This is a genomic window from Pseudoalteromonas fenneropenaei (genome assembly GCF_042643375.1).
In the GTDB taxonomy this organism is placed as follows: Bacteria; Pseudomonadota; Gammaproteobacteria; order Enterobacterales; family Alteromonadaceae; genus Pseudoalteromonas; species Pseudoalteromonas fenneropenaei.
Genome location: NZ_JBHRSD010000029.1, coordinates 26307 through 52648 on the forward strand (window position 1 = coordinate 26307; position 26342 = coordinate 52648).

At 45.3% G+C, this 26342-nt stretch carries 27 protein-coding genes; 18 read left to right on the top strand and 9 right to left on the bottom strand.

Features of this window, described 5'->3' with window-relative positions; all coding sequences use genetic code 11:
- Positions 1 to 136 precede the first annotated feature (136 nt).
- Positions 137 to 1855: a lysophospholipid acyltransferase family protein gene (locus ACFOEE_RS15305; protein ID WP_377126128.1), complete on the bottom strand. Its 1719-nt coding sequence runs from the start codon at positions 1853 to 1855 to the stop codon at positions 137 to 139.
- Positions 1856 to 1982: 127 nt separating this feature from the next.
- Here ACFOEE_RS15305 and ACFOEE_RS15310 point away from each other — a divergent pair, with 127 nt between their 5' ends.
- Together ACFOEE_RS15310 and ACFOEE_RS15315 are read left to right on the top strand one after the other, a co-directional pair.
- Entirely contained in the window at positions 1983 to 2903 is a 921-nt protein-coding gene (locus ACFOEE_RS15310) for a 2-hydroxyacid dehydrogenase (RefSeq protein ID WP_377126131.1), read from the top strand.
- Positions 2904 to 3023: 120 nt separating this feature from the next.
- Positions 3024 to 3161, top strand: coding sequence for a hypothetical protein (locus ACFOEE_RS15315; RefSeq protein ID WP_377126134.1), 138 nt, complete (start codon positions 3024 to 3026; stop codon positions 3159 to 3161).
- A 74-nt stretch (positions 3162 to 3235) separates the two neighbouring features.
- Here ACFOEE_RS15315 and smrA read toward each other — a convergent pair whose 3' ends face one another.
- The 3 genes from smrA to ACFOEE_RS15330 all read right to left on the bottom strand — a co-directional run bounded on the left by smrA (position 3236) and on the right by ACFOEE_RS15330 (position 4691).
- A complete protein-coding gene (gene smrA / locus ACFOEE_RS15320; protein WP_377126137.1) occupies positions 3236 to 3817 on the bottom strand; it encodes a DNA endonuclease SmrA in 582 nt (193 codons plus the stop codon).
- A gap of 67 nt (positions 3818 to 3884) precedes the next feature.
- Positions 3885 to 4133 carry a hypothetical protein gene (locus ACFOEE_RS15325; RefSeq protein WP_377126140.1) on the bottom strand — a complete coding sequence of 83 codons (249 nt, stop codon included), beginning with the start codon at positions 4131 to 4133 and terminating at the stop codon, positions 3885 to 3887.
- A gap of 96 nt (positions 4134 to 4229) precedes the next feature.
- Positions 4230 to 4691: a hypothetical protein gene (locus ACFOEE_RS15330; RefSeq protein WP_377126143.1), complete on the bottom strand. Its 462-nt coding sequence runs from the start codon at positions 4689 to 4691 to the stop codon at positions 4230 to 4232.
- Between the two features lie 93 nt (positions 4692 to 4784).
- Between ACFOEE_RS15330 and ACFOEE_RS15335 the strand changes: the two genes are divergently transcribed.
- Together ACFOEE_RS15335 and ACFOEE_RS15340 are read left to right on the top strand one after the other, a co-directional pair.
- Positions 4785 to 5168: a response regulator gene (locus tag ACFOEE_RS15335; RefSeq protein WP_377126145.1), complete on the top strand. Its 384-nt coding sequence runs from the start codon at positions 4785 to 4787 to the stop codon at positions 5166 to 5168.
- A 234-nt stretch (positions 5169 to 5402) separates the two neighbouring features.
- Positions 5403 to 5555: a hypothetical protein gene (locus ACFOEE_RS15340; protein ID WP_377126148.1), complete on the top strand. Its 153-nt coding sequence runs from the start codon at positions 5403 to 5405 to the stop codon at positions 5553 to 5555.
- Positions 5556 to 5621: 66 nt separating this feature from the next.
- On the opposite strand, the gene rpsT is transcribed toward ACFOEE_RS15340, so the two are convergent.
- Positions 5622 to 5882: a 30S ribosomal protein S20 gene (rpsT, locus tag ACFOEE_RS15345; protein ID WP_377126151.1), complete on the bottom strand. Its 261-nt coding sequence runs from the start codon at positions 5880 to 5882 to the stop codon at positions 5622 to 5624.
- A gap of 480 nt (positions 5883 to 6362) precedes the next feature.
- Between rpsT and murJ the strand changes: the two genes are divergently transcribed.
- The 13 genes from murJ to ACFOEE_RS15410 all read left to right on the top strand — a co-directional run bounded on the left by murJ (position 6363) and on the right by ACFOEE_RS15410 (position 20981).
- The gene (gene murJ, locus ACFOEE_RS15350; protein ID WP_377126153.1) at positions 6363 to 7940 is read left to right on the top strand and encodes a murein biosynthesis integral membrane protein MurJ; all 1578 of its coding nucleotides are present in this window, start codon (positions 6363 to 6365) and stop codon (positions 7938 to 7940) included.
- Positions 7941 to 8014: 74 nt separating this feature from the next.
- Positions 8015 to 8941 carry a bifunctional riboflavin kinase/FAD synthetase gene (ribF, locus tag ACFOEE_RS15355; RefSeq protein WP_377126156.1) on the top strand — a complete coding sequence of 309 codons (927 nt, stop codon included), beginning with the start codon at positions 8015 to 8017 and terminating at the stop codon, positions 8939 to 8941.
- Positions 8942 to 8985: 44 nt separating this feature from the next.
- Positions 8986 to 11811, top strand: coding sequence for an isoleucine--tRNA ligase (gene ileS, locus ACFOEE_RS15360; protein ID WP_377126159.1), 2826 nt, complete (start codon positions 8986 to 8988; stop codon positions 11809 to 11811).
- A gap of 9 nt (positions 11812 to 11820) precedes the next feature.
- Entirely contained in the window at positions 11821 to 12327 is a 507-nt protein-coding gene (gene lspA / locus ACFOEE_RS15365) for a signal peptidase II (protein ID WP_377126162.1), read from the top strand.
- Positions 12324 to 12764, top strand: a complete 441-nt coding sequence (fkpB, locus tag ACFOEE_RS15370; protein WP_377126165.1) for an FKBP-type peptidyl-prolyl cis-trans isomerase — start codon at positions 12324 to 12326, stop codon at positions 12762 to 12764. Before lspA ends, fkpB begins: the two co-directional genes overlap by 4 nt.
- On the top strand, positions 12764 to 13693 hold the full coding sequence (ispH, locus tag ACFOEE_RS15375; protein ID WP_377126168.1) for a 4-hydroxy-3-methylbut-2-enyl diphosphate reductase: 930 nt from the start codon (positions 12764 to 12766) through the stop codon (positions 13691 to 13693). The genes fkpB and ispH overlap by 1 nt, the downstream gene beginning before the upstream one ends.
- A gap of 18 nt (positions 13694 to 13711) precedes the next feature.
- On the top strand, positions 13712 to 14731 hold the full coding sequence (locus tag ACFOEE_RS15380) for a sensor histidine kinase (RefSeq protein WP_377126171.1): 1020 nt from the start codon (positions 13712 to 13714) through the stop codon (positions 14729 to 14731).
- The gene (locus tag ACFOEE_RS15385) at positions 14728 to 15420 is read left to right on the top strand and encodes a LytR/AlgR family response regulator transcription factor (protein ID WP_377126174.1); all 693 of its coding nucleotides are present in this window, start codon (positions 14728 to 14730) and stop codon (positions 15418 to 15420) included. The genes ACFOEE_RS15380 and ACFOEE_RS15385 overlap by 4 nt, the downstream gene beginning before the upstream one ends.
- A gap of 97 nt (positions 15421 to 15517) precedes the next feature.
- Complete coding sequence (pilV, locus tag ACFOEE_RS15390; protein ID WP_377126177.1) at positions 15518 to 16069, top strand: type IV pilus modification protein PilV; 552 nt, start codon at positions 15518 to 15520, stop codon at positions 16067 to 16069.
- Position 16070: 1 nt separating this feature from the next.
- On the top strand, positions 16071 to 17063 hold the full coding sequence (locus ACFOEE_RS15395; protein ID WP_377126180.1) for a PilW family protein: 993 nt from the start codon (positions 16071 to 16073) through the stop codon (positions 17061 to 17063).
- Entirely contained in the window at positions 17051 to 17524 is a 474-nt protein-coding gene (locus ACFOEE_RS15400) for a pilus assembly protein PilX (protein ID WP_377126182.1), read from the top strand. Before ACFOEE_RS15395 ends, ACFOEE_RS15400 begins: the two co-directional genes overlap by 13 nt.
- Positions 17525 to 20578, top strand: coding sequence for a PilC/PilY family type IV pilus protein (locus tag ACFOEE_RS15405; protein WP_377126184.1), 3054 nt, complete (start codon positions 17525 to 17527; stop codon positions 20576 to 20578).
- Complete coding sequence (locus ACFOEE_RS15410; RefSeq protein WP_377126674.1) at positions 20565 to 20981, top strand: type IV pilin protein; 417 nt, start codon at positions 20565 to 20567, stop codon at positions 20979 to 20981. The genes ACFOEE_RS15405 and ACFOEE_RS15410 overlap by 14 nt, the downstream gene beginning before the upstream one ends.
- A 210-nt stretch (positions 20982 to 21191) precedes the next feature.
- Here ACFOEE_RS15410 and ACFOEE_RS15415 read toward each other — a convergent pair whose 3' ends face one another.
- Together ACFOEE_RS15415 and ACFOEE_RS15420 are read right to left on the bottom strand one after the other, a co-directional pair.
- Positions 21192 to 21728, bottom strand: a complete 537-nt coding sequence (locus tag ACFOEE_RS15415; protein WP_377126187.1) for a GspH/FimT family pseudopilin — start codon at positions 21726 to 21728, stop codon at positions 21192 to 21194.
- Between the two features lie 78 nt (positions 21729 to 21806).
- Positions 21807 to 22355 (bottom strand): GspH/FimT family pseudopilin, encoded by a 549-nt coding sequence (locus tag ACFOEE_RS15420; RefSeq protein WP_377126190.1) that lies wholly within the window; start codon positions 22353 to 22355, stop codon positions 21807 to 21809.
- A gap of 129 nt (positions 22356 to 22484) precedes the next feature.
- On the opposite strand from ACFOEE_RS15420, the gene glnB reads away from it, so the two are divergent.
- Entirely contained in the window at positions 22485 to 22823 is a 339-nt protein-coding gene (gene glnB, locus ACFOEE_RS15425; protein WP_377126193.1) for a nitrogen regulatory protein P-II, read from the top strand.
- A 64-nt stretch (positions 22824 to 22887) separates the two neighbouring features.
- Here glnB and dapD read toward each other — a convergent pair whose 3' ends face one another.
- Together dapD and glnD are read right to left on the bottom strand one after the other, a co-directional pair.
- Positions 22888 to 23712: a 2,3,4,5-tetrahydropyridine-2,6-dicarboxylate N-succinyltransferase gene (gene dapD / locus ACFOEE_RS15430; protein WP_377126196.1), complete on the bottom strand. Its 825-nt coding sequence runs from the start codon at positions 23710 to 23712 to the stop codon at positions 22888 to 22890.
- Positions 23713 to 23721: 9 nt separating this feature from the next.
- Positions 23722 to 26340: a [protein-PII] uridylyltransferase gene (glnD, locus tag ACFOEE_RS15435; protein WP_377126199.1), complete on the bottom strand. Its 2619-nt coding sequence runs from the start codon at positions 26338 to 26340 to the stop codon at positions 23722 to 23724.
- Positions 26341 to 26342: the final 2 nt, after the last annotated feature.

The following is a 26342-nucleotide window of genomic DNA, read 5'->3' on the forward strand; positions in this document are numbered from 1 at the left end:
TGTTGAGAACTGTGAATGGCGCCAACACTTTTTGACAATTATGGGCTGAATACGAAAAAGCGCTGCGATAAGATCACAGCGCTTGGTTGTTGCAAGTGAATTGAGAAGATTACTTGAGCGCGTGTTTAAGCCGTTGCTAAGCGCGTTCCTCACCTAAGTAGCGCTTGGCTTTACTGGCTTTGATGCCGGTTAAATCAACCATCACAAGGCCATCAATACAGTTATTAAATTTTGGGTCGATACTAAAACTTAAAAAATTCACGGTATCGCCTTCGCACAGCTCAGTGTACTGCTTAAATAAAGTGGGTACTTGCACACCTAAATTACCGAGCAAATGCTTGAGCTCCGCAAAGTCTTCTTTGCTATCGTTGCCAACAAACACTTGCTCGCAATATTCACGTTGCTGTGGTGATAACTTATATTCATGATGCGGGGTCGCCAAACCACTGAGCTTGGTATAGTAATGTTGGTAGTAGTAAACCAGTAATGCTTTGGCGTCATCTGGTAAGGCATTGGATAAGCTCACTGCTCCAAATAAATAACGGTGTTCAGGGTAACGTTTTATAAATGCGCCAATGCCATACCAGAGATAATCTAAGCTTTTGCGCCCCCAGTATTTAGGTTGCACAAAACTGCGACCTAGCTCCAAACCTGCCTCAAAATAAGGCTCCATCTCTTTACTGTAATTAAATAAAGAGTCGGTATATAAACCAGTGCGGCCTTGCTCTTTAATTATCTTGGCACTGCTGGCAAAGCGATATGCACCGACCAATTCAAGTTGATTGGCATCCCACAGTAACAAATGGATGTAATGCATATCGTATTTATCGCTATCACGGCGTTTACCGCTACCTTCACCAACAGCGCGAAAGGCCACTTCACGTAAACGCCCCAATTCGCGAAACAAAGTTGAACTGCCTTGATATTGGTATAAATAAATGTGCATACCATCTTGGGTTTGACCAAGGCGTTCACAACTTTCGATGGCCTTTTTCAGTTCTTTACGACACTCAGGCGCGGCGATGGGCGTTTGCGTTTTCAGCGGTAGAGTTTTTTTACTGCCAAGACGATAGAGTTGTTTACGGATAAGGTTAGCGGTTTCTTTGTCGGCCAAATTTCCTAACTGGTAGGACTCAGGTGGGATACAAGCGCCAATTTCAAACTCTAATGACTTCTGCCGCTGCTTAAACATTTCTTTGACCAGCAGTAAGCTGGCTAAGGGTTTGTAAATCATTGAAGTGCCATAAAATAGCGGGCTGTTTTTGGCTTTGACTAAAATCGGTAGAATAGGGCTGTTGGCCTTTTTCGCCATCCGCAAAAAGCCGGTATTCCATTTGCAATCTTTCACCCCTGTTGGGCTTAAGCGCGACACTTCACCGGCAGGGAAAATCAGTAATGCGCCGTCATTTTTCAAGTGTGCTTGGATATTGGCTAATTCTTGCTTACGGCTGGTGCCAGATAAATTATCAACAGGCAACAATAGCGCGTGCATTGGTGTGAGCGTCATCAGCATACGGTTGGCGACCACTTTAATGTCGGGGCGCACTTGCGCAATCATGCGCACTAAGGCCAGTGCGTCTAACGAACCTATGGGATGATTGGCAACAATCACCACTTTGCCTTCGCTTGGGATATGTTCTATTTGTTTGGGTTTAAAGCGGGCGTCAAAATCTAGTTCTTCCAAAACCTGTTCAACAAACTCTAACCCTTGTAAATGCGGATAGGTGTCTGCAAATGCCACAAACTCTTGTTCATGTAATAAATAACCTAAGCCTTTTTTTACTAAACTTTTTATTTTTGGAGAATTTTCCAGTTGTGGTAAGTTGGCCGCAATTACTTTATCTACGCTCAACATAATAACCTCAGTGCACGCTAGTTGATTGCAGTCAGCGTAAGGAGTGTGTGTGACAAGCCTGTTGCAGATTTATGGCATTTTTTGTCTTTTCACTTGAGGCGAGCAACTATGTTGTTAGAGGAAATATATGTCACTAATGATTTGTATACCTGACCGAGATTGCAGCAAACTATTGGCACAACTTCAAGTAGCGCTTCCTGATGTGAAAATTCAGCTATGGCCGCAATGTGATGATTTTGCTACCGTTGAAGTGGTACTGGCGTGGAAAGCGCCAGATGCGCTGTGGGCACAGTTACCCAATTTAAAGTTGGTACAGTCTTTTGGCGCTGGGGTTGATAGTATCAACCTCGCGTTATTACCTGAGTCAGTGGCCGTGGCGAGGATTGTTGACCCACAACTGGGGCTCGATATGTCGGAATATGTATTGACACAAGTGCTACTACACAAACTGCGTGTGCCTCAATACATCGCCCAACAGCAGCAGAAAATTTGGAAGCCTAATCGTAGCTATGATCACAACCGTGTCGGCATTTTAGGATTTGGCGAATTAGGTCAAGCGGTGAGTGCACGTTTGTTAGCCAACGGATTTCGAGTGAGCGCTTGGAGTCGCTCTGCCAAAGCTGCGCAGCAGGTGAAACTTTATTTAGGACCAACTGGGCTCATGGAAATGGCGGCACAGAGTGATTATTTAGTGTGTTTATTACCTCTGACGGATGAAACGAAAGGCATTTTAAATACCCATTTGTTTTCGGTAATGCAAGAGCATGCCGTGATCATTAATGTCGCTAGAGGCGCACATCTAAATGAAGCGGACTTATTGAATGCTCTGGATAATGGGCAATTGCGCGGTGCGAGTTTAGATGTGTTCAATGTTGAGCCATTACCACCAGAACATCCTTTTTGGTACCACAACAAAATTATCATGACACCACATGCCGCAGCTTTGACTTCGCTCAATACGGCTATTGAGCAAATTGTTGATAATGTGCGTCGCGTCAAGGATGGACAAAATTATCTTAATATTATCGATAAGAACAAAGGATACTAATAAAATCAGTTTGTTATGTATAATGAAAATGAATTACTGTATAAAAAAACACCTTGTTGTGGGTGTAACTTTTCAGTAACTTATTACACATAACAACAATAATAAAAGTCAGGTAAGCTCATGAGAAACAGTCAAGGCGGTGCAAAGTTTGGGGTAGTCCTTATTTCAGTCATTCTCCTCGGGGTTTCGGCTTGGTTTACTCAGGCGCAAGCGGCAGAAGTGGGCTCATATACCTGCCAGCAAGTTCAAGGAGAGTAACGACTCTCTTGTAACCATAAAATACAAAGCGAGTTGATGAGGCTCGCTTGCTATTTATGTCTCAAGCAAATTAACTAACGCTTGGCATGTAATTCGCGATTTTCAGCTTTCTTCTCGTCACTCTTTTTCAGTAACACATAACTGGCGCCTGAGCCGCCATGACAACTCAAAGCGCTATGAAAAGCGAGGATTTCCGGCATTTCTCGTAACCATTTATTGCAATAACTTTTTAAGATTGCAGGGAAAGGTTTACTATTGAGGCCTTTGCCATGACGCAGCAATATCACCCGAATATTCCTCTTATGACAGTCCTGAATAAATTCAAACAGCGCACTACGCGCTTCACGAAAGGGGCGGCCAAGTAAATCTAGCGTCGCATCCACTTGGTACTTACCAAGGCGAAGGTTCTTGAATACACCATCTTGCACACCAGACTTTTTATAACTTAGCTGATCATGTGGGTCGAGTAAATCAACAAACTCAGTGGATAAGTAATTCGGATCGAATTCTAACTCTTGCTCTGCGGCAAGGCGGCGTTGTAGTTGTGCAATACTTGGGTCGTGTTGAGCTTTACTTAAGGTGACAATGTTGGATTTTGCCAGCGGCACCACATCGCCCATGGATGCCAAAAAAAGTTCTTCGTCAGTCATGGCCATACAAAGCTCCTAGAAAACACAGCAAAGGATGGCCTGATTTTAGCCGAGCAGGCTGAGGATGCAATAGTTAGGCGTGCTCACCTAGTTTAAGTGGTCCATAAGTGAACACTTTGAATAAATAAAATGTATTTATCAAAATAAGGCTCAGGTTAGACACCACACTGGTACTCATCAAGTCAAAAGTAAAAGAAAGAAACAACATAGCACATGCGGCGCTGGCAGCCACGCGCAATAGGCGGACTTGGGTGATAAAAAACGCACCTAAGCCTAGTACTAATAGGATGATGTTTACAAGCCAGTGAAGTTCGTTGAGCATTTTCTCATGTTTTGGGTGGTCAGTAAGGAGCGCTATTATGATTATCCTTTGACCACCTTTCAAACGAGTATTTTTCTTTCTTTCGGATTAGAAAAATTAATCCATTATGAGCTTTTTCAGCGCTGCAAAAAAGCCTTGTTTAGAAACGATATTATACTTTTGACAGCTATCTGGGTCGTTCTTGTTCACGCACAAATACAAGGTATTGCGCTCCAGAGCTGGTCTTGGGTGGAGGTTTGAGTCGAATAATACTGGATCAACCCCAGGTAACCCTGGCCAATAGACGCTCTCAGCAACTAAACCCAACTTCTCGTAACTAATAAGCTGGGGTTTTGGAAAAATGATCGCAACTAATAATACTATCAAGCCCACAGACCAACGTTTTACGTTAAGTTTTTTATCTGGTTGAGTGTTTTCTCGAGCTGTCATTTCTTTGTTGCGCTGAATTTGCATTTGGCGCTGTAATTGCTGTGCCTGTTGTTTGTTGACAGGGCGTTTGGATTTTTGTTGAGCTGGTACTTTACCAAGCAACGCTTGCTTTTTTTGTTGATTTGCCATGAGAAGCTTGTCGCCTTTTGTTGCAGGACTCTATAATACATCTATGCTTTCTATCATAGCTCATTTTGCTAAGTCAGCCTACGGAAAAGGAATATGGAACAATCAATCTCAATTTTAATAGTCGATGATGTAGGTACGGTAAGGAGTTTTTTACATCAGACGCTGACGCATCTGGGCATAGACAATGTCCGTGAAGCATCTACCGCGACGCAATGTATAAAAGCTTGTGAAGAAAAGCTGTTTGATATCGTGTTTTTAGACATTGAATTGCCTGATGGCGATGGCAAAGAGCTTATCGCGCGTTTGGCGGAAATTAACCCAGAAGTGAATGTGGTGATGGTGTCGGCCCATTCTACAGTCGAAAACGTTAAAGATGCTATCGAACGTGGCGCCAAAGGATTTGTGGTGAAACCTTTTTCACCGAAGAAAATTGCTGCCATGCTGAAAAAGTTCTATCCAGATTTGGAATTAGCATAAATTCTCTCCCAAGTGGGGTGACTTAGACCCCATTGTCAGTCTGTTTTTCTTTCCACTTACCTTAGTTTTTCCTTGCTGACTTGGCGGGTAGCAATCACCTAAACCAAGTTGTGTTTCTAAGTTGTTTTTTATTTGTGTGCTTTTTGTTGTGGAAGCTTACTTGTTGTACTACTTTGGTAGTGTGCCAATACAATCAAGGCATGAGAAAACAACTCAATGTAAGGAAAACAAAAAATGAAATTACAATTAAAGAAGAAAAGTATAAAGAAACTGGTTGCGCATACTGCGGCATTACCTGCGGCAAAGACACCACAAGTGGCTGGTGGCTATACAACTAGGCCTTGGACTTATTACTGCGAAGAATCTGGCAGATTCTGCGAAGTTTAACGCTTACTAATACGTAGAAAGTAAAAAACCGGCCATAAGCCGGTTTTTTAAGTCTTACAAAAACAATTATAGTGCTTTGATCTTAGCAACTAAACGGCTCTTATGACGAGCAGCTTTGTTTTTGTGGATAAGACCTTTAGTCGCGTAGCGATCAAGGATTGGTGTAGCTACAGCTAGTGCTTGAGTTGCAGCTTCTTTGTCACCAGCTTGAATAGCAGCGATAACTTTCTTAGTGAAAGTACGCATCATTGAACGACGGCTTGCATTGTGCTTGCGGCGTTTTTCGCTGGTTACAGCGCGTTTTTTTGCAGACTTGATGTTAGCCAAGGTATGCTCCTAACAATCTTAAAATAAGCTTAATTTAAAGGCCGAGGACTATGCCCGTTTTCACCGTGAAAGTCAACGATAAATTGACCAACACGCGCCTCATCTATTTCATCTAATTGGCCTGAAGCGTACTTACTCTCTATACCATCACAATTTGAAGTTACAGGCTGGTGGTAAGCGCATCGAACCCTGCGCGCTTAGACAAACTAAACCACTGGGGATGAGTGAACGCAGTAAACCTGCCGCATCTAAAAGCCGTAAAGGTATAACCAATTGGCAATGAAATGTCAGTCACTCAGGCACATGAACTGCTCCTTAGCACGAACACCTTAAGGCCGCTTAAGCAGTTATTGGCGCGCATTGTAACAAAGCATCGACTAGGCGCCTAGTGCAATTTCTCAGTTTATTGCGGTTTTTCATCTGTCATCTAGAAAAGCTATGGCATAATCGTGCGGTTTTTGTTTCGGGAGAGCGATTGTAGTGGCAAAGGGGTTGTTTCGGTCAGGTATGATTGTCAGTGCCATGACTATGATTTCAAGAGTATTGGGCTTAGTTCGTGATGCGGTTGTCGCCAATTTATTGGGTGCGGGTGCGGCGGCTGATGTATTTTTATTTGCTAATCGTATTCCGAACTTTTTACGTCGCTTATTTGCCGAAGGCGCCTTTGCGCAAGCCTTTGTACCAGTGCTTGCGGAAATTAAAGAGCAACAAGGGGATGATAAAGTCCGTTTATTCGTTGCTCAAGCCGCTGGGACATTGGGCACCATTTTACTCTGCGTCACACTTTTAGGTGTGGTGGGCTCTCCGGTTATTGCCGCGCTCTTTGGTACAGGTTGGTTTATCGATTGGTGGCAGGGCGGAGAAAGTGCAGAAAAGTTTGTGCTCGCCAGCAGCATGTTAAAATTAACCTTCCCCTATTTATTTTTTATCAGTTTGGTCGCACTGAGTGGTGCGGTACTAAATATCTACAATCGTTTTGCCGTCGCCGCCTTTACGCCAGTACTGCTTAATGTTGCGATCATCGCTTGCGCCTTGTTGCTGCACGATAAATTTGCGGTGAGCGCATATGCGTTAGCCATAGGGGTGTTTGTGGGCGGCGTAGTGCAGCTATTATTTCAACTGCCGTTTTTAGCCAAGGCAGGCATGCTTGTAAAGCCCACTTTTGCATGGCGCGCAGAGCCTATTGTTAAAGTACGCAAGCTGATGTTGCCCGCTATTTTCGGTGTATCGGTCAGCCAAATCAATCTGCTGTTAGATACTGTGATTGCGTCATTACTGACCACAGGTTCAATCGCGTGGTTATATTACTCAGACAGGTTAATTGAGTTCCCACTAGGATTGTTTGGCATAGGTATCGCAACGGTGATTTTACCGGCACTTTCTAAGCTTCATGCTGGCGATAAATTACAAGACTTTCAGCATACCTTAGATTGGGGAGTGCGCTTTGTATTACTGCTGGGTATCCCTGCCATGTTTGGCTTGGCAGTGATTGCACCACTGATTATTACAGTGCTATTTGATCATGGCGCGTTTAGCGACAGTCAAATTGATCACGTCCAAGCGGTGACATACGGGGTGATGGCTTACGCGGTTGGGCTTGCCAGCTTTATGTTGATAAAAGTGCTGGCGCCTGGTTTTTATGCCCGTCAAGACACCAAAACCCCAGTACGGATTGGTATTATTGCGCTGGTTTTGAATATGGGCTTCAATGTAATGCTGGCGCCGTTTATGGGTTATATCGGGCTTGCGTTGGCTACTTCGCTGTCGGCCAGTTGCAATGCGTGGCTGTTGTATCGGCATTTAAGTGCACAAGGGGTGTACCAAGTGTCCCGTTTTACGCTTGGCTTTACTGCTAAATGTGTATTTGCCAGTGTCGTTATGGCAGCGGTTACTTATTGGTGCGCAATGCAATTCGCGTGGCGTGATTGGTCGTTTTGGCATCAGAGCGTGTTGCTATGTGGTTTGCTGGCACTCGCTGGGGCCAGTTATTTTGTAATTTTATGGGCGTTGGGAATACGTTTTCGCACCATTAAAGAGGTTGCAATTTCTGACCACTAGCGTGTGTGCAAACGCGCATAACTTGGGTATAATCGAGCACTTTAGTGACTTTAATGCAAGCAAGTAGGGTATCAATGCAACTGATCAGAGGGATCCACAATATTCGTGCAGCGCACCATGGCTGTGTGTTGACGATAGGGAACTTTGACGGTGTGCATTTGGGTCATGCTGCTGTTTTAGCTGGGTTACAACGTGATGCTGGACAACTTGGTTTGCCAAGTACGGTGATGCTGTTTGAACCCCAGCCACAAGAGTTTTTTGCCAAAGACAAAGCCCCCGCACGGCTGACTCGCTTGCGTGATAAATTAGTATTACTGGAAAAGTTCGGTATTGAACGGGTAATCTGCGTCAGTTTCAACGCGAAGTTCGCAAACTTAGCCGCAGAGGAGTTCATTACCGATGTACTGGTGAATAAACTTGGCGTGCGAGCACTCACCGTTGGTGATGATTTTCGTTTTGGTCATAAGCGTACTGGCGATTTTGCGTTATTGCAGCAGCTCGGAGAGCCGCTTGGCATGACAGTAAAAAGTACCGCCAGCTATCGTCAACTTGATATTCGTGTCAGTAGTACACTTATCCGTGAAGCGCTATCATTTGGTGACATTGAACGTGCAAATGCGATGTTGGGTCACAATTATAGTATTGCTGGGCGGGTGATCCACGGCTGGAAGAAAGGTCGAGAACTGGGTTTTCGTACCGCAAATATTGCTTTAAAGCGTGCTGTAAGCCCTGTGCAGGGCGTTTTTGCGGTGCGTGTGAATATTGCAGGCCAATATTTTCAAGGGGTTGCCAATATTGGCACCAAACCAACATTAAATGGCACCAAAGCCTTGTTGGAAGTTCATATTTTCGATTTTAATAACGACATTTACGGTCAGTTTATTCAGGTGGAGCTGGTTAATAAGCTTCGCGATGAACAAAAGTTTTCAAGTTTAGCGCAGCTAATTGCTCAAATTGAGCAAGATGTAGCAGCCGCGCGACATTGGTTTAGTGTTAATTGATTAGGGTCTTAAGACCTTAGTAGCCGATACGGAAAGTAGGATAAATGAGCGACTACAAACATACTTTAAATTTACCGGAAACTGAGTTTCCAATGCGTGGCAATTTGGCGCAGCGCGAACCAAAGATGCTGCAAGCTTGGTATGAGCAAGACTTATACGGCGCTATCCGTAACGCAAAAAAAGGTAAAACGCCATTTATTCTGCACGATGGCCCACCGTATGCGAATGGTGATATTCACTTAGGCCACGCAGTAAACAAAATTCTTAAAGACATCATTGTTAAGTCTAAGACGCTGTCTGACTTTGACGCACCTTATGTACCTGGTTGGGACTGTCACGGTCTGCCAATTGAGTTACAGGTTGAGAAAAAGGTTGGCAAGCCAGGTGTGAAAGTTTCTGCAGCGGAGTTTCGTGAAGAATGTCGTAAGTACGCAGCGAAGCAAGTAGAAGGTCAGAAAACTGATTTTAAACGTCTAGGTGTATTGGGTGATTGGAACAATCCATACCTTACGATGAGCTTTGATTTTGAAGCCAATGCGATTCGTGCGCTGGGTCGTATCATTAAAAATGGTCACCTACACAAAGGCGCTAAGCCAGTACATTGGTGTACAGATTGTGGCTCAGCTCTGGCTGAAGCTGAGGTGGAATACCAAGATAAGCAATCGCCAGCGATTGACGTGCGTTTTAGTTTTGTTGACCAAGCCGCTGTGGTTGCTGCGTTTGCGATGGCTGCCGGCCATGAAGGTCAAGGCTTAGTCAGCACAGTAATTTGGACTACAACACCTTGGACTTTACCAGCTAACCGTGCAGTTGCTGTACATGGCGGTCTTGAGTATGCGCTAGTACAAGTAGATGACGAAGGTCAGCAACAACGTTTGATTTTAGGTGCAGAGCTAGTCAACGCAGCTATGGATCGCTATGGCTTCCAACAATACCACGTGTTGGGTTACGTTAAAGGCGCGGCGCTTGAACATTTACGTGTAAATCACCCATTCTATGACTTCGATGTGCCTGTGATTTTAGGCGACCACGTTACCACTGATTCAGGTACGGGTATCGTGCATACTGCACCAGGTCATGGTCAAGAAGACTTTACAGCGGGTCAAGCCTACGGCTTAGAAGTGGCAAACCCAGTGGGTGCCAATGGCGTGTATCTACCAGATACGCCAGTATTTGCTGGCCAACATGTATTTAAAGCCAATGACAGTGTGATAGAGCTACTGAAAGAAAAAGGTGCTTTGTTACGCCACAAAGCACTTAAGCACAGCTATCCACACTGTTGGCGCCACAAAACGCCAATTATCTTCCGTGCCACGCCACAATGGTTTGTGAGCATGGATCAGGCAAATTTGCGTCAAGATTCATTGTCTGAAATCAAGAAGACTCAGTGGTTACCTGAGTGGGGCGAAAGCCGTATCGCTAACATGGTTGAAGGCCGTCCAGATTGGTGTATCTCACGCCAGCGTACTTGGGGTGTGCCAATTGCGTTATTTGTTGATAAAGACACAGGTGCCTTACACCCAAATACAGACGCTTTGATCGCAGCAGTTGCGGAGCGCGTTGAAAAAGGTGGCATTCAAGCATGGTACGATTTAGAAGCCGCTGAGCTGATTGGTGCGGACGCAGAGCAATACGTCAAGGTATTAGACACCTTGGACGTATGGTTTGACTCTGGTGTAACCCATGCTTGCGTGGTGGACGCGCGCCCAGATCTAACTGGCCCTGCTGATCTTTACCTTGAAGGTTCAGATCAACACCGTGGTTGGTTTATGTCATCTATGATGACTGGGGTGGCGATTAAAGGTCATGCCCCTTACAAACAAGTGTTGACGCACGGTTTCACGGTAGATGAAAACGGCCGCAAGATGTCTAAATCTTTGGGTAACGTTATTTCACCACAAGATGTAATGAACAAGCTCGGTGCTGACATTCTGCGTTTATGGGTAGCATCAACAGATTACACTGCGGAAATGACAGTGTCTGATGAGATTTTTAACCGCGCAGCTGACCGTTACCGTCGTATTCGTAACACGGGCCGTTACTTACTTTCAAACTTGAATGGGTTTAATCCGGAAACTGACTTAGTTGCGGTGGATGAACTTGTTGAGCTAGACCGCTGGATTTTAGCACGCGCAGCAGCGTTACAAGCAGAGCTTATCCAAGCCTACGACAACTACCAAATGTTAGTGGTAACACAAAAGCTAATGAACTTCTGTACTGGTGAACTTGGCTCGTTCTATCTGGACGTGATTAAAGACCGCCAATACACCGCGAAAAGCGACAGCCATGCGCGCCGTTCGTGCCAAACCGCCTTGTTCCACATCGCCGAAGCAATGACACGTTGGATGGCGCCAATCCTGAGCTTTACAGCACAGGAGATTTGGGAAGTATTACCAGGCAAACGTGACCCATTTGTCTTCACCCAAACTTGGTATGACGGTTTTGCTAATGTGAGCGAAGGTAAGCTCGGTGATGACGTATGGCAAACTGTGCTACAAGTGCGCGATGAAGTGAACCGTGTGCTAGAAAACGCACGTAAAGAAGAACTAATTGGTGCGACTTTACAAGCGGAAGTGACGCTTTACACCGGTGGTGAGTTAGCCGAAGCTCTTCAGTCTCTGGGTGATGAGCTACGCTTTGTATTACTTACCTCGAAAGCGACGGTTGAAGTGGTACAGCATAAACCTGAACACGCAGTTGGTTCTGAAATCGACGGTTTGTTTATCGCAGTTGCGGCAACTACCGCAGAAAAGTGTGAGCGTTGTTGGCACTATTGTGACGACGTTGGTAGCCATGCTGGCCACGAAACCATTTGTGGCCGTTGTGTGAGTAACGTAGAAGGCGCAGGTGAAGTGCGTCAGTTCGCGTAGGAGCTAAGAGTGACCGACAGCCAAAAAACACCGAGTGGTTTAGTGTGGCTATGGCTAAGTCTACTGCTATTAGCAGTAGACATGCTCACTAAATACGTAGTGATGAACAATATGCAGCTGGGTGAATCGATAGCGATTTTGCCGGTGTTTAATTTTACCTATATGCACAACTACGGCGCCGCATTTAGCTTTTTGAGCGAAGCGGGTGGCTGGCAGCGTTATTTCTTAAGTTTTATTGCCATCGCAATTAGTGTGCTGCTGACGTTTTGGCTCAAGCGCCTAGCGGCCAACCAGTGGGTGTTATGTTTAGCCTATGCAATGGTGCTAGGTGGTGCCGTTGGGAATTTGCTAGATCGCTTGATCCATGGTTATGTAATTGATTTTCTACATTTTTACTACCAAAATTGGCATTACCCTGCGTTTAATGTAGCGGATATGGCGATTGTCGGTGGTGCTGGGTTATTAATTTTTGATGCATTCACCAGTTCAGATAAAAAAGAAGGTAAGCAGGCATGAGTGAGCAAGTGATCGGCGCGAATTCGCAAGTGATCTTCCATTTTTCAATTAAACTCGCTGATGGATCTGCGGCGGACTCCACCAAAGTCCACAATAAACCAGCGAAACTGGTGATGGGCGATGGTAGTCTGACTGAGAACTTTGAAAAATGTCTGTTTGGACTTGCTGCTGGTGACAGTAAATCATTTGAGCTGGCACCCCAAGACGCTTTTGGCATGCCAAATCCTGACAATATCTATTATGTTGAGCGTAGTAAATTCAGTGTAGACGTGCCACCACAAGTGGGTGCCATCATTGCTTTTACTCAGCCAGACGGCACTGAATTACCTGGAGTGATCCGCGATGTCGCAGGGGATTCAGTGACGGTCGATTTTAACCATCCGCTGGCCGGACAACGTATCACTTTTGAAGTCGATATTTTAGAGGTGCGTAACTAATGGAAATCCTACTGGCAAATCCGCGTGGATTTTGTGCTGGAGTTGACCGAGCAATCAGCATAGTGGAACGTGCGTTAGATATCTTTGAAAAACCTATTTATGTGCGTCACGAAGTGGTACACAACAAGTACGTGGTCGAAGGCTTACGTTCACGTGGTGCGGTGTTTGTTGAGGAGCTCGACCAAGTTCCGGACGACAGTATTGTGATTTTCAGCGCACACGGTGTGTCGCAAGCGGTACGTAACGAAGCCAAGCGCCGCGCGTTGAAAGTGTTTGATGCCACTTGCCCTCTGGTCACTAAAGTGCATATGGAAGTGACACGAGCTAGCCGTAAAGGTACTGAGTGTGTACTTATCGGCCACCACGGTCATCCAGAAGTGGAAGGCACTATGGGTCAGTATGACAATCCAAATGGCGGTATTTACTTAGTAGAAACCCCAGAAGATGTTGCGGGATTAAGTGTCAAAAATCCAGACAACTTGTTTTACTGTAGTCAGACTACTTTGTCAGTCGATGATACTTCAGATGTCATTGATGCACTGCGTGAAAAGTTTCCAAACATTCACGGTCCGCGTAAAGATGATATCTGTTACGCCACGCAAAACCGTCAGGATGCGGTACGGGATTTAGCCAGTAAAGTCGAATTGATTTTGGTTGTGGGTGCAAAAAACAGCTCGAATTCGAATCGTCTGCGCGAACTTGCCGAAAAAATGGGTACTCAAGCCCATTTGATTGATGATGCTAGTTGTGTTGATGCTAACTGGTTTAACGATGTTAAACGCGTGGGTGTGACAGCTGGTGCGTCTGCACCAGAAATTTTGGTGCAACAAGTAATCGCACGACTCAAAGAACTGGGTGGTCAAACTGTGGTTGAAAACCCAGGTGAAAAAGAAAACGTAGTGTTTGCGGTCCCGCTCGAACTACGTTAATCCTCGGAGGGCAAGAGTATGCAGTCGTCACCTCATCTGCAGCGTCAATTCTTGCCCGCCTTATTCAGTGCCCGAGGGGTACTCGCAACGCTCGTGCTTGGTCAAATCCTAAGCTTCCTGCTGACATTTAGCCCTACCAAGCAAATAGATGTATGGGTAAATCTTGGCCTGACTTCGCTGTTTGTACAGTTTATCAGCCTTATCGCCCTGTGTGTGCTGTACTTTGCACAACATCAACTGGTACGGTTATCTATTTTAAAACAATGTAGTGCAATAGCCGTGGCATTTATAGCCACTACGCTAGTGATGAGCTTACTCGCTGCACAGTTTGATACGGCAGGTTTAGAGTCAGATGAGATGTGGCTATTTGCAGCTAACAATGTCTTTCTCTGTGTACTGGTGCTGGTGATTTTTTTAAATGTACTGGCTATTTATGCTGAGAATCTGGCAAAAATCGCACACCTTAGCCAAGCACAGTTGCAGGCGTTACAAGCACGGATCCATCCTCATTTTCTATACAACAGTCTCAATGCGGCTGCGGAACTCACACAAATCGACAGCCAAGCGGCGGAAAAAATGCTATTGGATTTGGCGCATTTAGCGCAATCGGCATTAGATACCCGAGAAGCGGTGAGCCTGAGCGCTGAAATTGTGACTGCTGAGGCTTATCTTGCGATTGAGAAGTGGCGCTTTGGCGAGCGTTTAAAAGTCACTTGGCAGTTACCAGCAGAAATACCAGAAGTGCGCTTGCCTCCTATGACCTTGCAGCCGCTATTAGAAAATGCAGTGAAGTATGGTGTGCAATCCCTAGCAGAGGGTGGCGCCATAGTGGTTAATGTGGCGACAACGAAGCGGGCGATTATCATTACAGTTGAAAATCCATGGCAGGCTATGAGTAATACACTGGTTGGTAGCGGCATCGCGCTTACCAATATTCGCGCCCGGCTAGAGCTGTATTTTAATCATAAGGCCAGTTTGGCAACGGAAAAATCCGCCGAGCGGTTTAAGGTGGTGATCACTTTACCGGTAAAAACATGAACTATTTGATTGTTGATGATGAGCCACTAGCAAGAGCACGCTTGCAGCGACTGCTGCAAAACCATCCGCACTGGCATAAGCTCGGTGAGGCGAGTAACGCTCAGCAAGCCTTGCAGCTCAGTGTGACGCTTAATCCACAAGTGGTGTTTGTCGATATCAACTTGCCGGGGCACTCCGGGCTTGAGCTCGCGACTGAATTGCGGGCAAAGCTGCCTTCACTACATATTGTATTTGTGACTGCGCACCCACAATTTGCTCTTGCCGCATTTGATGTGTTTGCTGCAGGTTATTTGGTCAAACCGCTAAGTGAAGAAAAGCTTGCTGCTGTGCTCTTACAATTGAGTGCAAAAGAGCAGCAAACGCAAGCCAAACTGTCAGCCAGTATTAAAGTGCAGCAAGGGGGCGTACTTACTTGGGTTGCGGTGGCAGACATCTTGGTTGCGCAAGCGGAAGATAAATACACCCGTATATATACCCAAACTAACCAAATGTTAGTCGATAACAGCCTAAAATCTTTACTGCAAGACTATCCACATCATTTTATACAAGTACACAGACAAACCTTAGTGGCACAACATGCTATTGAATTTGTACAAAGTAAGGACGGCCAGCACAACATTAAAGTGCGTGGTATCACCCCGCTTTTCCCCGTGAGTCGACGAGCTTATTCACAACTTAAGGCCAAATAAGTGCCGTTTGTCACGCCAATTGACCGTTAGTCAGAGATCACTTGTTTCGTGTTTGTGATGGTTTAAAGTTAACGTGGGCAAGAACTAAGGAAACACTATGATCCAACCATGCCAACGAGGATTCACATTAGTCGAAGTGCTAGTAGCATTTTTTGTGCTGAGTTTTGGATTACTCGGCGCGGTTGCATTACAAGCCAAAGCCAAGCAGGCGAGTTTTGATTCGATGCAGCGTGCGGCAGCTATTGCACTGGCTAATGACATAGTGCAGCGCATCCGAGTGAACGATTATAACAACCTAATCAACCTCTATAGGGTCGCTTTCACCAGTAACACAGCAAAATCGCAAGTGAATACGTGTTTTTCAACCTCTTGTTCCCGCGGCGCAGTAGCGGCAATGGACATTGAACAGTGGAAGCTGGCGATTCGTGCCAGAGAAAATACCGGCTCTTTGGACAATACCATAGTGTGTATTATCCCAACAGCAGTGGCGGGCACTAAAGGCAATGGTTTTAATATAGAAGTTATTGTGACTTGGGAAGGGCGTCAAGAATTGAACCATACGGATGCAGTCAAAAATCTCAAATGTGGTACAGGCTCAGAGAAGCTGCGTGCGGTGAGCGTAAAGAGTTACCTGTTAGCGAGGAACTAAAATGCGGTCAGTAAGAGGGTTTACTTTACTTGAATTAATGATCTCGCTGTTTGTGGGAGGCTTAATCCTTGGCGGTGTTATGCTGACGTACCTTAGTATGAAAACCACCACTCGCGATACGTTAACAATTGGCGAGTTACAGGAATCCGGGCGGTTAGTGTTATCTATACTGCAGCGCGATATCGAGCAAATAGGTTTTTGGGGCACGTTTTATGATGCTGGCTTTACCGAAACTAACCTTAGCTCTCCTGCAAACCCAGGCAATGATTGTACTGATGGTTTTAATAACGGTTCTTTTCCTAACGCTGATCCTGCCAACTTTAGAGCAATTTATGGTAGCACCATTACATCTGGTAGAGCTTTAGGCTGCATTACAAACGCAAAAGCCAACACCGAGGTGTTGCAGCTCAAGTTTCTTGAAGGGTTTCAAGTTTTAGCTCAAGCAACAGCCAATACCAATCGTTATTATTTTGTCGCAGAGCAAGAAAAAGGACAATTCGTGCCAGGTAACACAGCAAGAACAATGGCCTTAAATGTCAATGCTACGCTTTGGCCATATAGCCACCACGTATACTACATCAAAGAGATTAACTATGTCTTGAATGACCAAAATGTCTCTGTGCCAGTGCTGTACCGCAGACGCTTAACCGTAAGTGGAGGCATGATTGACGAGCCAGTTATGGAGGGCGTTGAAGATATACGTTTGTTATTTGGCTTAGATACAACCGCAGATGGTCGAGTTAACTTGTATCGACCACTTTCAAGTATGCAAGCAACGGATTGGGAAAATGAAGACGCAATTTTGACAGTGCAACTGTTTATACTTGTTCGCGCATTAGAACCCGATGCTGGTCTTAGCCTGACTAATCAGACTTATTCACTAGGTCATGATCCGCAAAAACGTACTTTGACCTTTAAAGACAGTTATCGACGTACAGTGTTCTCGACCACGATACGGTTAAACAATATGGGAGCAAATCAATGGCGCTTATGATGAGCAAACAACGAGGCGTGGTGTTAGTGGTTGCTATGGTCATGCTGGTGGCTGTTACTGCGGTGGCAGTGACTTTGATGAGTAGCAGTAGTATTGATTTGAAGATCACCAATGCAGCGCAAGAACGTGAAGCGGCAGATTTGCTGCTAATAGGTGAAGTGCAAAGGGTGATTGCTGAACAAGCAGCGCAAGGTCAGGCGAGCTTATTTTTACGTAAAAAAGAGCAAATTCCGCAAGGCGTTTCATTTGCTGGGCAAAATGGCTCACAGAATGTGTTAACTAGCCTTAATAATGGCCCGTTAGATTTACGTTGCCCGCGTCAATACGGTTATACCGAAGGGGTGGTATGTAATTTCACCCAGTTAGAAACCACCATTGAATATGGTAGTAAAAGCCGTCACAAAGTCACCATAGTGACGGGCGTTTCTCAAGAAATTTTAGACCCTAGAGAGGCCAATTAAATGAAGTATATACGTTTATGGTCATTACTACTAAGTGGTTTTGTGTTGCAGGCAAATGCGGAAGACATTGAGTTATATGTGAAGCATCGGGTTAATACACAGGAAAAGTTTCGTGTCCTGATTATATTTGATACCTCGGGCAGTATGGCGTTTTCCAGTGAAACGGGGTACAACTGTGGATATAACTATAATACCGGGCGTTGGGTTGTTTGTCCCGATAGTCGTTTAGAAGCGGCGAAAAAGGCGATTGACGATCTAGTGGTAAAAAACCCCGATATTGACTTCGGCTTGATGCGTTTATATGACGACGATGGCGGTTACGTGATGGCGGGTATTGGCTCAGATCAAAGCACAGTGCGCACAAAAATCAGTCGGCTAGAGGCAAACGGTGCGACGCCATTAAGTGAAGCGCTATGGGAAGCTTATTTATATTTAAGTGGCAGCTCAACTTATTATGCCAACAAATTTAAATTCAAAGATAGGGATCTTAACGTTGAGAGTCGAGGGGTATATCTTTCCCCATTTACAGCCTTAGACCGCTGCGACAACTCGGTCAACATTATTTATATGACAGATGGTGACCCCAGTAGCGACACTGAGCAAGAATCTAATATCTTTTACAAGTATTATGAATTTTTTAATGGTTACCCGCGTAGAACTTCGGGCAGTTATCTGAGTTCGTTAGCCACTGTTCTGTATGGCAGTAAAACGAACCAGCCGGATTTGTATCCAGCAACTCGCAATGTACGAGATTTCGCACGAGTCTACACCATAGGGTTTGGGAATGGTATGTCGGCAGATGGTGAACTACTGTTAGAGAAAACGGCAGCAGATGGCGGGGGTCAATACTTGAAGGCTGATAATGCCCAGAAGTTACGTGAGGCCTTAGATGAGCAGATCAATTCGATACGAGCTATCAGTGGTAGTTTTTCGTCACCTTCCGTAGCGGTGAGTAGTACAGATCAAACCCAAAGCAAAGATTCGCTTTATTTTACAATGTTTTACCCCGAAACCCACGCAAGGTGGCAAGGCAATCTCAAGAAACTTAAAGTAAAAAATGCGCAAATCGTTGATATGGCAAATAAGCCCGCGTTGGACGAAAACGGGCTTATCGATTCTTCTGCCAGCACCTATTGGTCAGGCGTGAATGCCAGAGACGGTAACCAAGTTAAAAGTGGCGGGGTAGCGGACGTACTATATAAACAATCTCAGCGGACCCTCTATTCTAATTACAATGGCTCAAGTTTAAAGGCATTTAATTACTCCACTGCATTGAGTAGTTACGGTTCACAGAGCAGTTTAGCCACCGCCTTTGCTTTAGATAAGTCACAGGTGATCTATGCCATGAATTGGGCATATGGTTTCGATGTGTTCGATGAAAATGACAATGGTTCAACTTATGACCGTCGAAAAGACATATTTGGCGATCCGCTCCATTCAAAGCCTGTCACTATGGATTATGGGAATGACGACATTCGGGTGATAGTGGGCACCAATGCCGGGTTTCTTCACATGTTTAAAGATAAAGGTGACACAGTAGAAGAAAGCTGGGCTTTTATTCCAGGGGAACTATTGAGCAATATTAAGCCGCAAATGAACAAAACTGCGGATGTGAAAGTATATGGTATGGATGGACCGCTTACCGTATATTTTGACGATAAAAACAAAAACGGCATCGTTGAATCTGGCGACACAGTGATTTTGATTGCCGGTATGCGCCGTGGTGGTAACAGTTATTATGCAATTGATATCACTAACCCTGATGCGCCCTCATTAAAGTGGACCATTGAAGGGGGGCGCGGAGACTTTACTGAGTTAGGGCAAACTTGGTCTCGGCCATTAGTAACGAATATTTTGTATTCGGGGAAAACACCGGTCGCTATTTTTGCCGCAGGTTACGATACCAACAAAGATAATGTCACTAAATCAGCCGACTCGAAAGGGCGTGGGATTTATATTGTAAATGCCTTAACAGGCCGTTTGGTATGGTCTTCTGTCAAGTCAAACGGTTTTAAAGGTAACCACAGTATGCCAGCGGATGTGTTCATTATGGACTCGGATTACGACGGCTATACCGACAGAATTTATGCATCTGATACTGGGGGAGGGATCTGGCGATTTGATTTGCCTAGCGCCACTCCTAACAGTAGTAGCGCGCCTTGGACACATTTCCAGCTTGCGGATCTGGCCGGTGACATTACCAGTCAAGACCGTCGTTTTTTCTATCGCCCGTTAGCAGCAAGAACCGTTTTTAGTAAGGTTAAAGAATCAGTATCAGGCAATACATCGGTCAAAACGCGTCGTGACACACCCTATGAGGCCATCGTTATTGGCACTGGTAACCGCTCTAAACCAACAGGCACAGGGACTACAGAATACCTGTTTGTGTTACGAGATGAAAATACAGTCACGCAGTCGTTCACTAGTAGTAAAACGCCAAAGCCGATTGTGCTGAGTGATTTAATGTCGATGAATGGCGACCCATTTAAGCAAGTACTAACAGACTATGATAAGTTTGTCGATGTAGAAGTGGAGCTTGCTAAGTTTAAGGGCTGGAAATATCAATTAGGTGTGGGTGAGAAGTCGTTGGCAAGTGCCACAGTTGCAGGTGGAATAGCCTACTTTACGACCTTTACGCCAGCCGAATTATCCTCTAACCAGTGCAGTTTGACTGGTGGTAAAGGTCAGCTCTATGCGTTCCATTTGCATTATGGGACTCAGGTCTATGAACAACTTAAGTATGAAACCAGTTACGAAGTTCCGGATACTCCAAAACTGTATTTTGGCTGTGAGGGGGCAACAGACGATAACCGTTGTACTAACACCATACGTATGGTTGGCCCGGCGATTAAAAAAGGGCCTAACTCAGATGCGTCACAAGCAGGGCCTCAAGCAGGCACTCCGTGGGCGAGTAAAAAATTGTTAGATTCACCTGAACCCGTATTTGAAAATGGTAAAGTTAAGCTTTTGGATGACGCTGTGCCAATCGGCTTTGGACTAAGAACCATTCAATCTTATATTTACAAGAAAGAACAGCATGATGAGAAAAAATAATATCCATTCACGTGGCTTTACCTTGATAGAGCTGATGATAACCATTGCAATTGTTGGGATCTTGGCCTCTGTTGCGTATCCCTCCTATACCAATTATGTGAAACGCGGCGCGAGAGCTGAAGCGATGGCGGTACTGCTTGATGCGGCGAACAAACAAGAGCAGTACTTTGTTGATAACCGAGTTTATACCGCAGATTTAGCCGCGTTAGGGGTGCCTACTGCCACTGAAAATGGCTATTTTACGCTGGCGGCAAAATTGTACACAGGTGGTTTTATCCTCACCGCAACTGCAGCCGCAGGTCCGGTTAAAGGGGATACTGTGTGCACTACCCTGACCATAGATGAGACTGGTGCGAAAAACTCAACTGGCACAGGTAGTAAAAACGACTGTTGGGAGCGTTAAAACTGGCGTGTGCGACCCTGTAACAGATGCTGTGTCATTATCATACCAGTAAGAAAGGGATAGTATGCTGCAGCGCTGCTGTCCCTTTTGTTTTTACTCTTTTTACTTCCTTAGCATGCGTCTGCGGCTCGGTCTTAGAGAACTTTAAGGCTTGCTTCACGCATTGCTCACTTTATTCGGCGAGTTTTACGTTTGATACGCTAAATTGCTTTACTCAGGTAAATAATCTTCGCAGTCACTGGCATCTTTGAGACTGCCTTTCCCGCTAAAGTTAATTGCTAGAGCGCGTCCTATTGCGCGGCCATCACTCAATTTAGCACAGCTACGAAAGGTGCCATTGTGTAAAGCCATCACACTGCCATCGGGCCGAAATGAAATGGCGCTGCGTGGATAACTCAGCCTAATCGCAGTGTCTATTTGGCTGACATGGTGAAGGGTGACATCTTCAGGATCCAGTTGACCATTGCTGTCAAAATCAACGAACACGCTAGCTGGCCCACCCCAATCGGCATGGCTACAGGTATTTTCAATGAGAGGGCATAATGTCACAACGGCCGTATGATTGACGGCATAGAGTCGCGCTAACGCGGTCAAACGTTTGTATTCAGAGATAGTTAGCTCCATTTTGTATTGCACCAAAAAGTCACGGCTACTGGGAATAGCGAGCATCAATAAAATGGCACAAATACTTACAGAGACTAATAATTCAAATAGTGTAAAACCCCACTGCATTCCTTTGCTGAGCATAATCTTCATCCATTGAAGCTAGTTGTTGTTTTGAAATTTAGCTGTTAGTGGGACAATTGCAAAGGCTATGAAAAAATATCAACCACAGGTTGCGGTGGTAGACCCGCGGTAGAGAACTGTGCCACCTAAAGTTAAATTTAGTTCACGGTTGTTGCTATTGTCTGTGTTTGGACAATAAACGAAAGCAGTTGCCTGTGCGTTATTGAGTAGGCCACTGGTGTCAAAACGAAAGCCACTTGAGTTAGGAGAGAGGGCGAGCTTATCCTGATTCGGTAATTTTTCCATAACACGATAAATCGTGTCGGTTGCAGCATCAAAGCTCAAGTCACCATTAATATCCACAAACACCACAACTTGGTTGGCGACCCAGTCGTTAGCACAGGTAAAACTGGTTCTTGCGGCGATTGCAGCCTCTGGAGCTGCACAAATCACCACAAAATCATCGGCGGTTGTCGCTTTTGCACGAGCAAACATAAAGTTACGCTTCAGTTCCTGTAAAAAGCTTTCGGCACGGTTTGATTCACTGAGGTTTTTATTACTGCTTAACGCAAACATAGCGATGATTGCCAAAATAGCAATGGTGATCATGACTTCAAGCAACGTAAAAGCTCGCTCGCGATATTTCATACTTAAATCCGAGTTATTGCGATTGTTTCATTATGGCGCTTTTTTTGGTAAGTATTCAATGAGTTTGTTTGCGAAGCGCTAGCAGATTGACTAAAATCGACGCAACCAAAGGAAACCAATACGTTTACCATGAAAAAAATAGAAGCAATTATCAAACCCTTCAAGTTAGATGACGTGCGCGAAGCCTTGTCTGATATTGGTATTACCGGTATGACAGTGTGTGAAGTGAAAGGCTTTGGGCGTCAAAAAGGCCACACTGAATTGTATCGCGGTGCTGAGTACATGGTTGATTTTTTACCAAAGGTAAAACTCGACATCGTACTTGCAGACGAAGACGTTGAACGCGCTATTGAAGTGATAGTGAAAACAGCACAAACCGGTAAAATCGGCGATGGTAAGATTTTCGTCACTGATGTTGAACGCGTTATTCGTATCCGTACAGGTGAAGAAGACGAAGAAGCGATTTAAGCTTTTTATCCTGCAAAAACAGCACCTAAGGGTGCTGTTTTAGTTTCAGGGCTAATAACAGAGCTTACTCTACAGAACGCAGTAGGGCATTAATACCCACTTTTTCGCGAGTTTGTTTGTCGACTTTTTTCACTATGATAGCGGCATAAAGATTATGCGTACCGTCTTTACTTGGTAGTGAGCCTGGCACCACGACCGCGCCTGCTGGCACTCGGCCATAGTGAATTTCGCCCGTTTCGCGGTCATAAATACGCGTGCTTTGTGAAATATACACACCCATGGAGATCACTGCGCCTTCTTCAACGATAACACCCTCAACAATTTCAGAGCGCGCGCCGATAAAGCAGTTGTCTTCAATAATGGTTGGATTGGCTTGTAATGGCTCTAATACCCCGCCGATACCAACACCACCAGAAAGGTGAACGTTTTTACCAATTTGCGCACAAGAACCCACGGTTGCCCAGGTATCCACCATAGTGCCTTCATCGACGTAAGCACCGATATTGACATAAGACGGCATTAGCACCACGTTTTTGCCAATAAAGCTACCTTGGCGCGCTACTGCGTTAGGCACTACACGCATGCCTTCTTGTTTAAACTGCTCAGGCGTATAGTCGCTGAATTTAAGCGGCACTTTATCATAATATTGGGTAACGCCATCATTCAGTGCTTGGTTGTCACGAATACGAAACGACAGCAATACTGCCTTTTTCAACCATTGATGAACAACCCACTCACCACTGATTTTTTCTGCAACCCGTGCTGCGCCTGAGTCAAGCAAAGACAAGGCTTGGGTAATAGCGGCAAACACTTCTTTGCTTACGGTTGCTGGTGTAATGCTGGCGCGGTCTTCCCATGCCTGCTCGATAATGGTTTTTAAATCTGCCATAGCTTCCTCTTATGCGGATTCTGCATGTAATTTCTTTAAAAGTGCGCGGTGTACTTTTACTTGCTCATCGTCTGATAATGCCAGATAAGCTTTATTCGACACCACGAAGAAGTCTTCTGCGCGTTCACCGACTGTAGTGATTCGTGCAGCATGAATATGAAGTTCTTGTTCTTCAAATACTTCCGCAATCTTAGTGAGCAGGCCCTGAATATCGATGGCTTGGATCTCAATCAGATTACGGTCTTCACGGGCGTGGGGGCGCACCACCACTTGCGGTTTGATGTTGAAATCTTTAAACCGTCGTGAGCGATTTTTCTTAATCCGTACGTTCTTAGTCGGATCGCGCAGCACTTGCTCAATGCCGCGGTGAATTGAATGAGCACGGCTAGAAGCAATAGCATCGCCGTTAACTTCCAAAATAACGAAGTTAAATACCACATAACCGTCTTTGGTGGTCATCACTTGCGCGTGTTGAATTTGTGCTTTTTTCGAGCCAATGACACTCACCAGTTTAACAAATAAGCTGGATTCATAAGGGCTGTAAACAAATACCTGAGTGCCACCGTGCAGCGGTCGTTCCGACACGGTCACACTCGGTTGGCTCAAGTCTTTAGATTGCAGCATATGCTCAGTATGCCAAGAGATCTGTTCTTCACTAAAGGCGGTAAAGTAATTGGCTTTAAAGCGGCTCCAGATCAAATCAATTAAGTCATCGCGGAAGCCATCTAACACCAGCCTTTGCTTCGCTTGTTGCTTTTTGTCGCGAATTTGGTCGCGCATGTCCATAGGATTTTCAAGGCCCAGACGCAAAGCCCGCTGCGTGTGTAGATACAGCTCGCGTAGCAAGGTGTTTTTCCAATCATTCCAAAGATTGTCGTTGGTGGCGCGAATATCGGCAACTGTCAAGCAATAGAGGTAATCGAGCTGGCGCTCGTTTTTGATTCGCGAGGCAAACTCGCTTATGACATCTGGGTCGTTAATGTCTTTACGCTGTGCAGTGACTGACATCAGCAAATGATTTTCGACCAGCCACGCCACTAAACGCGAGTCTGAATTGGTAAAACCGTGCATTTTACAAAATGCTTGCGCGTCAACTGCGCCGAGCTCAGAGTGGTCGCCGCCCCGGCCTTTGGCGATATCGTGGAAAATTGCCGCTAGGTACAGCAGCTCAGGCTTATCCATGCGGGTGACAATTTCCGTACATAGCGGAAATTCCGCCATGCGGCTGCGCTCAAAATAATGGTAGATATTATTGACCAGTTTATGAGTGTGCTCGTCCACGGTATAAGCGTGGAACAAATCAAACTGCATTTGCCCGAAAATGTTGCGCCACTGCGGTAAATATGCGGCGATGATGCCGTGTTTGTGCATTAAGGTAAACGCGCGACCCATACCATTGGGGTGTTTCAATAAGCGTAAAAACGCATCACGACACGCGGCATAGTCTTGCAAGTCGCCGAGCAAACGCCGCCTTACTTGTCGCATGGTACGAATGGTGTTGGGTTCGATATGGGTAATATCTGGATTATCAGCGATATGCTCGAACAAGGTAAAGAGTTGTTCACGACGGAAGAACACTGAAGGGTCTTTAACCCGAATTTTATGACCAACTCGTTCAAAATTACGGTCGAGCGGAATAACCGGCAGCTCAGCTTGTTCAGGCAAAATACTTTGCTCAAAATAAGCCAGCAGCATTTCGTTCATTTCCCGCACTCGACTCATGATCCGGAACAGGCGCTTCATCATGCGCTCAACGGAGGCTTTACCTTCGGCACCAAAACCAAGTAATTCAGCCGCATGTGGTTGATAATCAAATAACAAACGGTTTTCTGAGCGCCCCGCAGCTAAGTGTAGGGCAAAACGAATATTCCAAAGGTTTTCTAAACACTCCAGCAATTCTTGCGATTCTTCATGGGTGAGATAACCATGATTGATCAGCTCTTCTAATGTTTCAGCTTGGAAGTGCTTTTTCGCAACCCAAAAAATAGTTTGAATGTCACGCAGCCCACCCGGGTTTTCTTTGATATTAGGTTCAAGGTTGTAAGCGGTGCCGTGGCATTTTTTGTGACGTAAATGCTGTTCGTTGACTTTGGCGATAAAGAAATCATCAGAGCGCCACAAAGGGCTTTCTTGAATATGGCGTTTTAACGCCTCATAAGCGACGTGGTTGCCACAGATAAGCCGGCTTTCAAGCAAGCTGGTGGTGAAGTGTACATCGTGCTCTTTTTGCTCCAGCACTTCTTCTGGGGTGCGGACGCTGTGGCCGATTTCAAGATTGAGATCCCAAAGCAAAGTGATAAATTGTTCGAGTTGTTCTTTTATCGCATCGCTGGGCAGTTCGTTAACTAATAACAGAAAATCAATGTCAGAGTAGGGGTGGAGTTCACCGCGACCATAACCGCCAATGGCAATTAACGCCATATCAGGTTGATTAGCCAGCCCACAACTGGTGTAGAGCTTGATGAGCAAACGGTCAACAAACTCAGCGCGGGCATTGATGAGATTACGCACCGGCTGCTTGGCGAATTCATTTTGCAGCCACTTGTAGAAGTAGGCGGAACAGTCTTTGTAGTCTTGCAGTTGCTCGGCAGCGTCGAGCAACTGTTTTAATTTATTTGGCAAGGCCAAGT

What these genes read in the sequence shown, in the direction of transcription:
- ACFOEE_RS15305 (WP_377126128.1), bottom strand. Translation starts at nt 1,855, where the DNA reads ATGTTGAGCGTAGATAAAGTAATTGCGGCCAACTTACCACAACTGGAA.
- ACFOEE_RS15310 (WP_377126131.1), top strand. Translation starts at nt 1,983, where the DNA reads ATGTCACTAATGATTTGTATACCTGACCGAGATTGCAGCAAACTATTG.
- ACFOEE_RS15315 (WP_377126134.1), top strand. Translation starts at nt 3,024, where the DNA reads ATGAGAAACAGTCAAGGCGGTGCAAAGTTTGGGGTAGTCCTTATTTCA.
- smrA (WP_377126137.1), bottom strand. Translation starts at nt 3,817, where the DNA reads ATGGCCATGACTGACGAAGAACTTTTTTTGGCATCCATGGGCGATGTG.
- ACFOEE_RS15325 (WP_377126140.1), bottom strand. Translation starts at nt 4,133, where the DNA reads ATGCTCAACGAACTTCACTGGCTTGTAAACATCATCCTATTAGTACTA.
- ACFOEE_RS15330 (WP_377126143.1), bottom strand. Translation starts at nt 4,691, where the DNA reads ATGGCAAATCAACAAAAAAAGCAAGCGTTGCTTGGTAAAGTACCAGCT.
- ACFOEE_RS15335 (WP_377126145.1), top strand. Translation starts at nt 4,785, where the DNA reads ATGGAACAATCAATCTCAATTTTAATAGTCGATGATGTAGGTACGGTA.
- ACFOEE_RS15340 (WP_377126148.1), top strand. Translation starts at nt 5,403, where the DNA reads ATGAAATTACAATTAAAGAAGAAAAGTATAAAGAAACTGGTTGCGCAT.
- ribF (WP_377126156.1), top strand. Translation starts at nt 8,015, where the DNA reads ATGCAACTGATCAGAGGGATCCACAATATTCGTGCAGCGCACCATGGC.
- ileS (WP_377126159.1), top strand. Translation starts at nt 8,986, where the DNA reads ATGAGCGACTACAAACATACTTTAAATTTACCGGAAACTGAGTTTCCA.
- fkpB (WP_377126165.1), top strand. Translation starts at nt 12,324, where the DNA reads ATGAGTGAGCAAGTGATCGGCGCGAATTCGCAAGTGATCTTCCATTTT.
- ispH (WP_377126168.1), top strand. Translation starts at nt 12,764, where the DNA reads ATGGAAATCCTACTGGCAAATCCGCGTGGATTTTGTGCTGGAGTTGAC.
- ACFOEE_RS15380 (WP_377126171.1), top strand. Translation starts at nt 13,712, where the DNA reads ATGCAGTCGTCACCTCATCTGCAGCGTCAATTCTTGCCCGCCTTATTC.
- ACFOEE_RS15385 (WP_377126174.1), top strand. Translation starts at nt 14,728, where the DNA reads ATGAACTATTTGATTGTTGATGATGAGCCACTAGCAAGAGCACGCTTG.
- pilV (WP_377126177.1), top strand. Translation starts at nt 15,518, where the DNA reads ATGATCCAACCATGCCAACGAGGATTCACATTAGTCGAAGTGCTAGTA.
- ACFOEE_RS15395 (WP_377126180.1), top strand. Translation starts at nt 16,071, where the DNA reads ATGCGGTCAGTAAGAGGGTTTACTTTACTTGAATTAATGATCTCGCTG.
- ACFOEE_RS15400 (WP_377126182.1), top strand. Translation starts at nt 17,051, where the DNA reads ATGGCGCTTATGATGAGCAAACAACGAGGCGTGGTGTTAGTGGTTGCT.
- ACFOEE_RS15405 (WP_377126184.1), top strand. Translation starts at nt 17,525, where the DNA reads ATGAAGTATATACGTTTATGGTCATTACTACTAAGTGGTTTTGTGTTG.
- ACFOEE_RS15410 (WP_377126674.1), top strand. Translation starts at nt 20,565, where the DNA reads ATGAGAAAAAATAATATCCATTCACGTGGCTTTACCTTGATAGAGCTG.
- ACFOEE_RS15415 (WP_377126187.1), bottom strand. Translation starts at nt 21,728, where the DNA reads ATGCTCAGCAAAGGAATGCAGTGGGGTTTTACACTATTTGAATTATTA.
- ACFOEE_RS15420 (WP_377126190.1), bottom strand. Translation starts at nt 22,355, where the DNA reads ATGAAATATCGCGAGCGAGCTTTTACGTTGCTTGAAGTCATGATCACC.
- glnB (WP_377126193.1), top strand. Translation starts at nt 22,485, where the DNA reads ATGAAAAAAATAGAAGCAATTATCAAACCCTTCAAGTTAGATGACGTG.
- dapD (WP_377126196.1), bottom strand. Translation starts at nt 23,712, where the DNA reads ATGGCAGATTTAAAAACCATTATCGAGCAGGCATGGGAAGACCGCGCC.